12 protein-coding genes are annotated in these 12,786 nt (G+C 62.7%); 8 read left to right on the forward strand and 4 right to left on the reverse strand.

What is annotated here, in order from left to right:
* Positions 1-107: 107 nt before the first annotated feature.
* The 6 genes from NCT04_RS28765 to NCT04_RS28790 all read left to right on the forward strand — a co-directional run bounded on the left by NCT04_RS28765 (position 108) and on the right by NCT04_RS28790 (position 6,605).
* Positions 108-1,136, forward strand: coding sequence for an ABC transporter substrate-binding protein (locus NCT04_RS28765; protein WP_244830909.1), 1,029 nt, complete (start codon positions 108-110; stop codon positions 1,134-1,136).
* Positions 1,137-1,197: 61 nt separating this feature from the next.
* On the forward strand, positions 1,198-2,694 hold the full coding sequence (locus NCT04_RS28770) for a sugar ABC transporter ATP-binding protein (RefSeq protein ID WP_250469231.1): 1,497 nt from the start codon (positions 1,198-1,200) through the stop codon (positions 2,692-2,694).
* Complete coding sequence (locus NCT04_RS28775; protein WP_250469233.1) at positions 2,691-3,653, forward strand: ABC transporter permease; 963 nt, start codon at positions 2,691-2,693, stop codon at positions 3,651-3,653. Before NCT04_RS28770 ends, NCT04_RS28775 begins: the two co-directional genes overlap by 4 nt.
* Entirely contained in the window at positions 3,650-4,621 is a 972-nt protein-coding gene (locus NCT04_RS28780; RefSeq protein WP_250469234.1) for an ABC transporter permease, read from the forward strand. Before NCT04_RS28775 ends, NCT04_RS28780 begins: the two co-directional genes overlap by 4 nt.
* Before the next feature lie 26 nt (positions 4,622-4,647).
* On the forward strand, positions 4,648-5,556 hold the full coding sequence (locus tag NCT04_RS28785) for an SMP-30/gluconolactonase/LRE family protein (RefSeq protein ID WP_250469235.1): 909 nt from the start codon (positions 4,648-4,650) through the stop codon (positions 5,554-5,556).
* 26 nt (positions 5,557-5,582) lie between these two features.
* Positions 5,583-6,605, forward strand: coding sequence for an ABC transporter substrate-binding protein (locus NCT04_RS28790; protein ID WP_250469236.1), 1,023 nt, complete (start codon positions 5,583-5,585; stop codon positions 6,603-6,605).
* A gap of 70 nt (positions 6,606-6,675) precedes the next feature.
* Here the strand turns inward: NCT04_RS28790 and NCT04_RS28795 are convergent, their stop codons facing one another.
* Positions 6,676-6,969: a hypothetical protein gene (locus tag NCT04_RS28795; RefSeq protein WP_250469237.1), complete on the reverse strand. Its 294-nt coding sequence runs from the start codon at positions 6,967-6,969 to the stop codon at positions 6,676-6,678.
* Positions 6,970-7,078: 109 nt separating this feature from the next.
* On the opposite strand from NCT04_RS28795, the gene NCT04_RS28800 reads away from it, so the two are divergent.
* Positions 7,079-8,044, forward strand: a complete 966-nt coding sequence (locus NCT04_RS28800) for a GlxA family transcriptional regulator (protein ID WP_250469238.1) — start codon at positions 7,079-7,081, stop codon at positions 8,042-8,044.
* Between the two features lie 25 nt (positions 8,045-8,069).
* Here the strand turns inward: NCT04_RS28800 and NCT04_RS28805 are convergent, their stop codons facing one another.
* Positions 8,070-9,026 carry a quinone oxidoreductase family protein gene (locus NCT04_RS28805; RefSeq protein WP_250469239.1) on the reverse strand — a complete coding sequence of 319 codons (957 nt, stop codon included), beginning with the start codon at positions 9,024-9,026 and terminating at the stop codon, positions 8,070-8,072.
* 87 nt (positions 9,027-9,113) lie between these two features.
* On the opposite strand from NCT04_RS28805, the gene NCT04_RS28810 reads away from it, so the two are divergent.
* Positions 9,114-9,896 (forward strand): AraC family transcriptional regulator, encoded by a 783-nt coding sequence (locus NCT04_RS28810; RefSeq protein ID WP_250469240.1) that lies wholly within the window; start codon positions 9,114-9,116, stop codon positions 9,894-9,896.
* Here the strand turns inward: NCT04_RS28810 and NCT04_RS28815 are convergent.
* Both NCT04_RS28815 and NCT04_RS28820 read right to left on the reverse strand, forming a co-directional pair.
* On the reverse strand, positions 9,893-11,566 hold the full coding sequence (locus tag NCT04_RS28815; protein WP_250469242.1) for a cobaltochelatase CobT-related protein: 1,674 nt from the start codon (positions 11,564-11,566) through the stop codon (positions 9,893-9,895). The two genes, NCT04_RS28810 and NCT04_RS28815, sit on opposite strands and share 4 nt — an antisense overlap.
* The gene (locus tag NCT04_RS28820; RefSeq protein ID WP_250469244.1) at positions 11,563-12,753 is read right to left on the reverse strand and encodes an AAA family ATPase; all 1,191 of its coding nucleotides are present in this window, start codon (positions 12,751-12,753) and stop codon (positions 11,563-11,565) included. The genes NCT04_RS28815 and NCT04_RS28820 overlap by 4 nt, the downstream gene beginning before the upstream one ends.
* Between the last annotated feature and the right edge of the window lie 33 nt (positions 12,754-12,786).

Genomic DNA, 12,786 nt, shown 5'->3' on the forward strand with positions numbered 1-12,786 from the left:
TCGACACAGAGGGAGGGCCGAACGCGCCCTGATCGTCCATACGCATTCGGCCTGACAAAACGCTAATTCAATCAACGATAGCAGGCGACATGAAAGGAGACACAAGGATGTTCCGCAATGGAAAGACGGCCGCGCTCGCGCTGGCCTCATGCCTCATCGCAACCGGTGCGCACGCGCAAGTCGCAACCGGCGATACCTCGCAGAAGAAGATCGCGTTGTCCAACAGCTTCGGCGGCAACGCCTGGCGGCAGTCGATGCTGAAGAGCTGGAACGCCGTGTCGGAGCAGGCGGTCAAGGACAAGAAGGTCGCCGCCGCGCCCGCGTTCACCACGGCGGAGAATCAGGTCACGGAGCAGGCGCAACAGGTGCAGAACCTCATCCTGCAAGGCTATAACGCCATCGTGATCGATGCCGTCTCGCCCACCGCGCTCAACGGCACCATCAAGAAGGCATGCGCGGCCGGCGTGGTCGTGGTGTCGTTCGACGGCATCGTCGATGAACCCTGCGCGTATCGCGTCAACTTCGACTTCAAGGGCTGGGCGGAACAGGGCGTCGATTTTCTGGCGCAGCGTCTCAACGGCAAGGGCAATATCCTCGAAGTGCGTGGCGTGGCCGGCATCTCGGTCGACAACCTCATGCATGAAGGCGTGCTCGAAGGCATGAAGAAGCATCCGGGCATGAAGCTCGTCGGCTCCGTGTATGGCGACTGGACGCAATCGGTCGCGCAAAAGGCCGTGGCGGGTATCTTGCCGACGCTGCCGCAAGTGGATGGCGTCGCGACCGAAGGCGAAATGTCCTTCGGTATCGCGCAGGCGTTCAAGGCAGCCAATCGCCCGACGCCGCCGATGATTATCGGCAGCACGTATCCCGAACTCAACTGGTGGAATGAGCAGACGAAAACCGGCTATCAGTCGCGTTCGCTGTCGAATCCGCCGGGCGCGGTGAGCTTTGCTTTTTGGGTCGCGCAGCAAGTGCTGGCAGGCAAGAAGATCCCGAAGGAAGTGACCATCAACGTGCCGCTGCTTGAAATCTCGCAACAGGAATTGCCCGCGAAGCTCGCGGCGACGCCGCCGGGCGGCATCAGCGATGTCACCTACACGTTGCCGCAAACCGTCGCGCTGCTCGACAAGAAGTGATCTCCATGGCGGCGCATGCCTGCAAGGGCCGCGCCGCTTTCTCCACACATGGAGCACGTGAATGAGTGCAACTTTTGATACCGGTAACAGCGGCGGCACCGGTCATGCCGGCAAGCGCGCCGCGCTGATTCGCTTCCAAGGCATCGGCAAGACGTTCGGCCGCGTGCGCGCGCTGGCCGATGTCGATTTCACCTTCCTGCAAGGCGAGTGCGTGGGTATTGCCGGGCATAACGGCGCAGGCAAGTCCACACTGATGGCCGTGCTCGCGGGCGTGTACGAACCGACGCAGGGCACCATCGAAGTGGACGGCAAGCATGCCGAAGGCTACGACGCCAACTCCGCACGCGATGCAGGCGTGCGCTGCGTGTTCCAGGAACTGTCGCTATGCGCGAACCTGACCGTCGCCGAGAACATGTGCGTCGTGCACCCGCAATTGCATGGACGCGGCTGGCGGCGTCGCGCCACGGCGTTGATGCGCGAGAAGCTCGAAGAGATTTTTCCCGGCAATGGATTGAAGGGCAATGAGCTCGTTTCCGATCTCACCCTCACTCAGCAACAGATGGTGGAAATCGCGCGCGGCTTCACGGTGACGGATGCGCCCGTGCGCCTCGTGATTCTCGACGAACCGACGTCTTCGCTCGATGCTCACACCGCCGACCAGTTGCTTGCGTTCGTGCGCAAGGCGGCGCAAAGCGGCATTACGTGTCTGCTCATTACGCATATGTTGGGCGAAATAGAGCGCGTGGCGGACCGCGTGATGGTCATGCGCGATGGCGGTATCGTGAGCGTGCTGGGCCGTGACGATGCGAAGCGCGAATCGATCATCCAGGCGATGGGGCAGCATCTCGAAGCCGACAAGACGCCGGGCACGGTGCGCGAACAGAACGCGCGCAATGACGAGCGGCATTTTCGCTGGACGCTGGGTGCCAAACGCGAGACATCCGTCGATGCCGCGCGTGGCGAAGTCGTCGGCTTTGCGGGACTTGCGGGACAAGGGCAGACCGAAGCGTTGCTCGCCATCTACGAAGCCGCGACGAATAATGCGAAAGTCGCTTTCGTGGCGGGCGATCGCGCTCGCGACGGCGTTTTCCCGGTGTGGTCGATTGCGCAGAATCTGGACTTGCGCTGGCTTGCGGGCGGCATGAAACGCGCGCGCGGTCTGGTCGATCTCGCGGCGGCCCGTGAAGTGGTCGAAGCATGGCGCGCGAAGATCGGCATACGCGGTGCGTCGATGAACGCGGGCATTCTGTCGCTCTCGGGCGGCAATCAGCAGAAGGTGCTGTTTGCCCGCGCGCTTGCATCGAATGCGGAACTCATCCTGATGGACGATCCCACACGCGGCGTCGATGTCGGCACGAAACGCGACATCTATCAGCTCGTGCACGCGGAAGCCGCGAAAGGCCGCACGTTCATCTGGTACACGACCGAAAACGAGGAACTGTCGCACTGCGACCGCACTTACGTGTTCCGTTCGAGTCGCGTCACGCGTGTGCTGCATGCGGACGAATGCACGGAAGAAGCGCTGCTCGCGGCGAGTTTCGAGGAGCAAGCAGCATGACGCCCGCCAGTAGTAACACCCGCGCCAACGCATCGAATACGCAAGCACGTTTGCGCGCCTTGCTTCCCGCCATCTCGCTCGTCGCCGTGTTGGTGCCGATTCTCGTCATGCAGCCCACGGTGATGAGTTACTTCGGTTCCAGCCTGCTGCTGAATCTCGCCGTGCCGATCGTGCTCGCCACGCTTGCGCAGCTTGCGATCATCACCGTGAACGACCTCGACCTTTCCATCGGGCCATTCGTGAGTCTCGTCGCGTGCATCGGCGCGACGCTGCTCGTGAAGACGCCGTGGCTCGGCGCATTGACGCTCGTCGGTTGCGTGCTCGCATATGCGGCTGTCGGCGCGCTCATCGAGTTGCGCCAGATACCGTCTATCGTCGTCACGCTCGGGCTTTCGTTCGTGTGGAGCGGCCTTGCAATCGTGCTCTTGCCGTCGCCTGGCGGCACGAGTCCCACGTGGCTCGGCAACGCAATGAATTATCAGACGCCCTTCATCGCCGCGCCTATCGTGTGGTCGGTGCTGATCGCGATCATCGGTCACTTGCTGCTCATGCGCTCGTCGGCGGGCGTGCGCATTCGTGGTGCGGGCGGCAATCCGCGCGCAATGCGCCGCTTCGGCTGGTCGCTCGTGCGCAGCAAGGCGACACTGTATGGCATAGCGGGCGTGTTCGGCGTCCTGTCGGGTCTGTCGCTGCTCGGTCTCACCACTTCCGCCGATGCCAACCTTGCACTGCGTTACACGCTGCTTTCCATCGCGGCCGTGATCCTCGGCGGCGGCGAATTCGTCGGTGGACGCGTGTCGGTGATCGGCGCGGTGCTGGGTGCGATCACGCTGACGCTCGCGGCATCGTTCCTCGCGTTCCTCAACATTTCGTCGGACTGGCAGGTCGGCATGCAAGGCGCGATTCTCATCGTCGTGCTTTCGTTGCGCGTGCTGCTGCAACGTGGAGAGCGCCGATGAACACACTCGCGGACAAGAATGGAAGCACCTGGACGCGCCTCAAGAGCATTCAGGCGCCCTGGGCCTGGTCGTTCGTCGGCGCGGTGCTGGTGTGGTTCGCCATCGTCGTGATCTTCGGCTTCGGCATTGCGAGCAATGTCGCGCAGACCGCGCTCACTTACGGCGTCTTCATGGTGCTCGTCGGGCTCGGGCAGATGCTCGTCATCACGTCGGGCGTGGGCAATATCGACTTGTCGGTGCCATCGACGATAGCGCTTGCGGGCGTCGTCGGCATGCACGTGATGGGCGGCACGAACGGCGGCATTGCACTCGGCATTGCGGCGGTGCTGGGCGTTGGGATCGTGATCGGCCTCGTGAATTACGCATTGATTCGCTTGCTGCGCATTCCGCCGATCATCGCCACGCTGTCGTCGAGCTTCATCATTCAGTCGGTCGCCATCACGCAAGGACGGCAACTGCCGCCGCCGCCTCCCGCGCTCGGAGCCTTTGCGACGGGACGCTTCCTCAACGTGCCGTATATCGCGCTCGTGGCGCTGGTTCTATCCCTCGTGCTGGGCGTGCTCTTGCATCGCGCGGTGTATGGGCGCCAGCTTTCCGCTATCGGTCAGAACTCGCGCGCGGCATGGCTTGCGGGCGTGAACGTGCATCGCACGCGCTGCATCGCGTACGTGCTTTCGTCGATGATCGCCGCGCTCACGGCCTTGCTGCTCGCTTCGGTATCGGGCGGCGCATCGCTCGACATGGGCGTGGAATACATGCTCATATCGATTGCGGTGGTCGTGATCGGCGGCACGCTCGTGACAGGCGGCAAGCCGACCATCACGGGCGTGTGGGGCGCATCCATGTTCCTCTTTCTCACGAATGCCGTGCTCAACGCGGTAGGTGCGGATGCGGGCGTGCGCTCCATCGTGTATGGCGTGCTCATCATCGCGGTGACGGTGGCCGCGGGCGGCAAGGTGGTGCGCTGAAACGGATTCAAAAAAGGAGGAGACACATGAAGTCAGGAGAGTTCGAGATTCACGACGCGCGTTTCAAGTGGCTGATGCAGGGCAATGCGCCACTGCAGAAGATCACGGGCGATTGTCTGTGGGCCGAGGGTCCGGTGTATTTTCCGGCGGCGGACATGCTCATCTGGAGCGACATTCCCAACAACCGCATGTTGCGCTGGGCGCCGGGCATGGGCGTGGGCGTGTATCGCGCGCCGTCGAATTACAGCAACGGCAATACGCGCGACCGCGAAGGGCGGCTCGTGAGTTGCGAGCATGGCGCGCGCCGCGTGACACGCACGGAGCACGATGGCAGCATCGTCGTGATTGCATCGGAATACGAAGGCAAGCGGCTCAATTCACCGAACGACGTGGTGGTCGATTCACACGGCGCGATCTGGTTCACGGACCCCGATTACGGGATCATGAGCGATTACGAGGGACATCGTGCGCCAAGCGAGATCGGCCGATGCAACGTGTATTGCGTCTCCCCCGACGACACGCACGTGCGCCTGGTCTGCGATGACTTCGTCAAGCCGAACGGTCTTGCGTTCTCGCCGGACGAGTCATTGCTGTATATCGCCGATTCGGCGGCATCGCACGACGACACCGCGCCGCGTCATATCCGCGTGTTCGACGTCGCGAAGGACGGCGCGCTGCGCAATAGCCGCGTGTTCGTGGACATGCCAAGCGGCGTGCCGGATGGCTTGCGTCTGGACGAACATGGCAATGTCTGGACGAGCGCGGAAGACGGCGTGCACTGTTATGCGCCGGACGGCACGTTGCTCGGCAAGATACTCATTCCCGAAGTGGTGGCGAACCTGACCTTCGGCGGGTTGAATCGCGATCGCTTGTTCATCGCGGCGACTTCTTCACTCTATTCCGTGGCCGTGAGCGTGCGTGGCGTCGGACGATAAAGACACATCTACAAGGAGACAACAACGTGAAAACAGTATTGTCGTTTCTTGCCGGCGCCTGCTTCGTGGCGTTGTCGGCAAGCGCATCGGCGCAAGTCGCGACGGGCGATACTTCGTCGCTCAAGATCGCGCTTTCGAACAACTACGCGGGCAATAGCTGGCGTCAGCAGATGTTGAAGAGCTGGTCGAACGTGGCGGACCCGGCTGTAAAGCAAAAGGTCGTCGCGGCCGCACCCACCTTTACGACCGCCGAGAGTCAGGCGACCGAACAGGTCCAGCAGATTCAGAATCTCATATTGCAGGGCTTCAAGGCCATTGCCGTCGATGCCGTCTCGCCCTCCGCGCTCAATGGCGTCATCAAGCAGGCGTGCGGCGCGGGCGTGACGGTCGTGTCGTTCGACGGCATCGCGACCGAACCGTGCGCGTATCGCATCGCCGTGGATTTTCAGGGCATGGGGCGCATGCAGGTGGATTATCTGGCGAAGCGTCTGAACGGCAAGGGCAACTTGCTGGAAATTCGCGGGCTCGCGGGCGTTTCCGTGGATGACGAGATTCATCAGGGTATCGTCGATCAGCTCAAGAAGTATCCGGGCCTGAAGATCGTCGGTTCGGTGCATGGCGACTGGACGCAAACCGTGGCGCAGAAGCAGGTTGCGGGTATCTTGCCGACCCTGCCGCAGATCGATGGCGTGGTCACGCAAGGCGGCGATGGCTTCGGTACGGCGCAGGCCATCAAGGCAGCGGGCCGGCCGACGCCTATCATCATCCTCGGCAACCGGCAGGAAGAACTGGCGTGGTGGGCGGAGCAGAAGAAGACCGGCTACGAGACCATGTCGGTGACCATTCCGCCGGGGGCTTCGTCGTTTGCGTTCTGGGTCACGCAGCAGGTGCTGGCCGGGAAGAAGATTCCGCACGATATCCGCATGCCGGTGCTCGAAGTGAAGCCTGAAGAACTGGACGCGGTGTTGGCCAAGACGCCAACGGGCGCGCTGGCTAACAAGGAATACACGCGGGATGAGGTCGTCGCGGTGATCGACGGAAAGAAGTAGACGTTTGCGAAGTAGCGTGTCGAAGGGCGGCCGATGAATGGCCGCCCTTCGACTTTCATGACGCGCCTGATCAGCCCTTCTGAATCAACCGCCCAAGCGGCGCGAGCGGACCCACGGGAATCAGGTCGAAAGTCATGAAACCGCCTTCGGTCAGCGGCAGCGCGCCGACTTCCGCTCGGGCCGCGTCGACCGATTCGACGTCCATCAGAAACATCACGCCCGGACGGTCCTGACGGAACCAGAATTGCTCGATCTTGCCATCGAGATAAAGTTGCAGCGTATGCGGAACCTCCTTCGGCATGATCCGTTGCTGCTGCTCCGGTGTGGGCGGATTGGTGATGGATCCAACTGCGAATACCTTCATGGGTGAACTCCTTCCTTGACTGCGTTGCGATGTACAACGGAGCTCACTGTAGTCTTAGGGCGCAAAAACCGGTATCGTCGCAAATGCCAACTTTGAGGGCATTTACGCCATGCGAATTTCAATCGTCGCTTTGGAAGGCCTGTTCGATACCGGGCTCACGGTCCTGCTCGATGCGTTCACGCTCGCCAACAAGTTCTCCGCTCAGGCCACGGGCGGTGCGCCTCGGTTCGATGTTTCGCTGGTCGGCGTGCGCAAGAAGGTCTGCTCGGCGCAGGGATTCGGCATTCCGGTTCGGCCGGTTGCAGCCGACCTGAAGCCCGACTGGGTAATCGTGCCGGCATTGAGCACCGGCACGCCCGAGTTGCTCGTTCCCGCGCTCGAACGTCCGGATGTGAGAAAGGCCAGAGCGCAACTGCTGCAATGGCACGACGAGGGCGCGCTTATCGCAGCGTCGTGCATCGGCACGTTCCTGCTGGCGGAAACCGGGCTGCTCGATCATCGCGAAGCGACGACGACCTGGTGGCTCGGTCCGTTTTTCCGGCAGCGCTATCCGCATGTGCTGCTCGACGAATCGCGCATGCTCGTGCCGACCGATGTGGGCGTGACGGCCGGCGCGGCACTGGGACATCTCGATCTGGCGTTGTGGCTGATCCGCAAGGCAAGCCCGGAACTCTCGAATCTGGTGTCGCGTTATCTGCTTGCGGACCTTCGCTCCTCCCAAGCACCTTACATGATCCCCAATCATCTGGCGCAAGCCGATCCGCTCATTCTGCGTTTCGAGCGATGGTCGCGAGAGCACCTCAAGTCAGGCTTCTCGCTTCAGGAGGCCGCCAGCGCGCTCGCGACGAGCACGCGTTCGCTGCAACGCCGGTGTCAGGACGTGCTCGGCAAGTCTCCGCTCGCGTACTTTCAGGATCTGCGGGTGGAACGCGCGCAGGCGCTTTTGCATGGCAGCGGTCTCGACCTCGAAGCTATCGCGGCCGAAGTCGGTTATGTCGATGGCGCAACCCTGCGCACGCTCTTGCGTCAACGCCTGGGACGCGGTGTGCGAGACCTTCGCGCGGACTTGCGCTGAGAGCGGTGCGCCGGGACTTTAAACTTCAACGCATGACGAACACCGTGCGCTGTTTGCTGTCGTTGCCGTCCCAGTGCTCGCTCAACTGCGAGAGCGGCACCGCTTTTGCATCGACACGTAATGCTCCCGATGCAGCCGCGTTCAGTACCGCCTTCACGCATTCGAGCAAGCGCGGCAGTGCAACGCTGCCGATCCCGCTGCCCATCAACGTGATTGCAGTGGAGCGCAACACGGCGCCCGGCAAGCCGATCTCGGCGCCGCCAATCGAGCCGATCTGCACGAAGCGCAAGACACGGCCATCGTCCAACGCTTTCGCGGCGGCGATCAACAAGGCACGCGCACCAGGACCCCAGAGATAGTCGAGCACGATATCGACGCCTTCCGCGAACTGCGCTTCGAAAGCACGCGACATCGCATCCTCGTTTTCATCAAGGGCGATCGTGACATCGGCGCCGGCTTCGCACAGCGCGTCGAGCACCGCCGCGTTGCGCCCTGTCGCGATGATCTTGCCCGCACCGAGATGCTTCGCTATCTGCACCGCGAGTTGTCCGGACGTGCCCGTCGCACCGTTGATCCACACGGTCTCGCCCGCGACGAAGCGTGCACGCTCGGTAAGCGCGGCCCACGACGACATGCCGGGAATGGCGATGGCAGCGGCGGTCACATCGTCGATTGCATTGGGCAGCGGCGCGCTACGTAATTGCGGCACGAGCGTGCGTTCCGCCATCGCGCCGAAGGGCGCAGACGGATTGAAAAAGTAGACGCGCGTGCCGTCATCCAGACGCCCGACGCCGTCCACGCCCGCGACGAACGGATACACCTTGCCCGACGAGTAATGCTGTCCCGACGCCTTGGCGCGGGCGAGCTGACTGAGCGCGGCGGCACTGACCTGAACGATGTGGTGTTCCGGCGTTGCGACGGGTTCGGCGAAGTCGCCGTAGAACGGTTGTTGTCCTGCTGCGTTGACAATTGCGGCTTTCATAGTGCCTCCGTGACGAATACATCCAGTCTAGCCATGCGAGCGCGGCCAATCTCCGGTATAAAAGCCAATCGATACGGCAAACCGGCCATGACTACACCGCTCATTCGCCCCGACCTCGTCACTTCGCCAGGCGGGCCTTTTCTCGCTGCCGCCGAACTCACGCAAGCCGCGCCGCGCGAAATGTCCCTGCACAGTCACGCGCGCGGACAGTTGATGGGCGCGTTGAGCGGCCTCATTTCGATAGGTCTCGAATCTCACCGCTGGGTCGTGCCCGCCATTCATGCGATCTGGATTCCGCCGCATCGCGCGCATTCGGTGCGGTCTTTCGGGCCGTTCGCGGGATGGAGCGTGTTCATTGCCGAAGCGCGCTGCGAGGCCTTGCCGAAGGAACCGCGAGCCATCCGCGCAAGCGCGCTCATGCGCGAGGCCGTGCATCGCGCGGCGACATGGCCGGGCGAACCGCTCGATGCATCGCAGGCGCGTATCGCGGATGTCATCATCGACGAACTCGCGGCTGCGCACGAAGAGCCGCTTCATCTGCCGCGTCCCGCCGATGCCGCGCTCGTCAAGATAACGGATGCGCTCGGCCGCGATCTCGCGGACAATCGCCGTCTGGAAGAATGGGCCGCGTGGGCAGGCGTGTCGGCTCGGACGTTGAGCCGTCGCTTCATCGCGGATACGGGGTTGACCTTCGCGCAGTGGCGTCAGCAAGCACGCATGTTGCGTTCGCTGGAACGCGTGGCGGATGGCGCGCCGGTGACGACCATCGCGCTGGAACTCGGCTATGAAAACATCAGCGCATTCATCGATGTGTTTCGCCGCACCTTCGGCACGACGCCCGGCCGCTATATGGCGATGAAGCGCGTTTAGATGTGTTCCAGCATCCATTCCCGATGCCCGAGCAGTGTCTGCCCCAGCACTTCGAAGGCCGCCGCGGGCAACTGCTGAAGCTCTTCCACGACGCTGCATACGGGATAGAACTCTTCGACCGCGTCATCGAGTATGCCGATACCGATGAGTTCCACCTTACGCGCGAGCACTTCGCGCACACGCTCGCGCAGATCGCTACGCAAAAGCGCGGGATGACCTTCTCCCGTCGCCGGATAACCGTCCGACAAAACCATCAGTATGCGACGGCGCGCACGTCTCGCGAGCAATCGTTCGGCGGCCCAGGTCAGCGCTTCGCCATCGGGATTTTCGTGGCCGCATGTTATGCGCGCAAGCCCGCTGAGATTGGCCGAATCGAAGCGCTTATAGACTTGCAAATCGAGTCTTTCGACAAAGCGATTGAAGCCTTCGGGCGGCGTGTGTCCACTAGAGAGCCAGCGCTCGTAATAAGCGCGCATGTCCGCGTCTTCTATCGAGCTATAGCCCAGCACTTCGCACGCGAAGCCGAGTTGTTCGAGCGCGTCGCACAGCGCGGTCGCGCATAGCCTTGCAAGTTCGATCTTGCGTCCAGCCATGGAGCCGCTTCGATCGATCAGCAGCGTGACGGCGGCATCGCGGCCGGGACGCGCGCGTGCCGCACGAAACGGCGTGCGATAGCCAGGCGATGTTGCAAGACGCACGAGCGACGGCCGGTCGAGTTCGCCGCGTTCCTGTTCGCGCTGCCAGTGCGTTTGTTCGTCGGCCTTCAATGCGCGTTCAAGACGTGCCTTCAACGGCCCTGTTTGTGCGCGCGCCAGCGTGCGCAGCTTGCGCCATGCGGTGGGGTCGCCCATGCCGGTGAGATCGGTCACGCGATCGAATTCCGTGGTGAGGGGAACGGAGCGTGTCGGTCGTTCGATCGGCGATGCATTGCTTTCGGGCGCGATGGCATCGCCTTGAGAATCGGGCGAGGAATCGTCGAGTGGCGCCGCGCTGGAATGCGCGGGCGTCGACTCTTCGCTGGTTGCGTCGTATTCGGGCTCGGATGCCGACTCGTGGTCCACGGTGAACATCATGTTGTTGATGTCGCCCGCCGATAGCGCTGCAATGCGTTCGAGCGCGCGCATTGCAAGACGCACGCTTTGTTCCGTCGATACGCTCGCGCGCCCTTCGCGCAGGATATCTTCCATCACATGAAGCGCCGTGCCCAACGATGGCGTGTCCTCCACGGCCGTCGCTTGCTCGTTCCAGAGCGCGCGTTCGACGCGCCAAGCAAGTTGCTCGCGCCAACCGAGCTTCTGCCAGCCGCCAAGCACGAGTTCCTGCCGATGCTCGCGGTACGAACGCAATAACGCTTCGGCACCGGGGTAAGCATCGAGCAGAAGGGCGCATGCGCGTCTGTCGTCGAGTGCGCGAGCGATACCGCGTGCACCTGCTGCCGTCTTGTCGAGTGCGTCTGAATCGCAATGACAATGCCGCGCGACGAGCAAGTCGAGATAGCCCTTAACCGTGTCGTTTTGCGTCGTCGGGTCGAGCGTATCCGGCAGCAAAAGCAGCTTGCCGCGCACGACGGGCCCGTCCGGTGAGAAGCCGATTTCCAGATCGTCACGACGAGCCAGCGTGCGCGCGAGCTTCGCGAGATTGTCGTCATCCATCGGCGTCGATGCGTTCATCTCGCGATGTAATGCTGCACGATATCGCGGATCAACGCGGCGTCCTCGGCGCTGACCTTGGCGTAGATCGTCGGACCCGCGGCGGCTTCCGGGTCGCCGCTTCTCAGCATGAGCGCGGTCCAGTCGAGCAGCCTGCGCGTGGAAAACGCGCTCGACAGATCTTCGCGCGCGAAGGCAGCGCGACAGTCCGCCGCGATAGAGGCAAGCGTCGTCGCCATGGATGCGCTCACGCCTTCGCCGAAGGTACGCACGAGCACCTCGGCTTCATCGGCGGGAGAAAGGTAGTCGAATTGATACACGCGCCAGCGGTCGAGGAACGCCTCGTTCATCACGTTGGCGCCCTGATACAAGTGCCGATATTGACTCATCGCGCCGACTGCATTGGCTGTCGCGAACAATCTAAACGAGGGATGCGGCGTCACGATCTCGTTGCCCTTCTCCTTGAGCAGGAGACGTCCGCCGGGTTCCAGCACGGCGGTGAGGACGGCGAGTATCGCGGGTTCGGCGAAGTCCACTTCGTCGACGATCAGCCAGAGACCTTCGCGCATGGCGGTGGGCAATACGCCGTCGATCCAGATGGTCTCGCCGCCCTTGACGGTCCAGAAGCCGACGAAGTCGCCGACTGTCGTCTGGCCGTTCATGTTCGAGCGCAGCACGCCCTGATTCGTATGCGCGGCGACTTGTTCGATGAGGCTCGTCTTGCCCGTTCCCGTATGTCCGATCAGCAAGAGGCGCCGGTTCTCGACGATGTCCAAGAGGATGTCGCGTGAGCGTGCCGCGAAGAGATAGGCCGGGTTCCGTGCGGGAACGAAGGGTCCGCCCGCACCCGTCGGCATGGGCACGGAGTCGATGACCGTGCTGCCCACCATGCTCACGACGCCCACGCTTGCAACGGCCGCGCGCTTCAAGTCCTGCATGAACGCATGACGGTTTGGAGACGACGCCTGATCTTCCCGATGCTTCACGAAGCCTTCACGCCGCCACTTTTGCAGCTTGGCTTCGAGATTGTCGAGGTCGACCACTGTATCGACACGGACTTCGCCCGCATTCAGACGATGCAGGATGCGATACAGATGCGGCCGGTCCGCGTGACTGACGGTCCATTGGCCGGCGTTTGCATCGGCGGGATGAACATAGACGCCGACGTGAGACGCGTCGCGCGTGGAAGATTCGAAAGAGGCGTTCATGAAAGGCGAGGCACGGGCGATGACCTGTGCGAG

Source organism: Caballeronia sp. GAFFF2, from assembly GCF_023631485.1.
Taxonomy (GTDB): domain Bacteria; phylum Pseudomonadota; class Gammaproteobacteria; order Burkholderiales; family Burkholderiaceae; genus Caballeronia.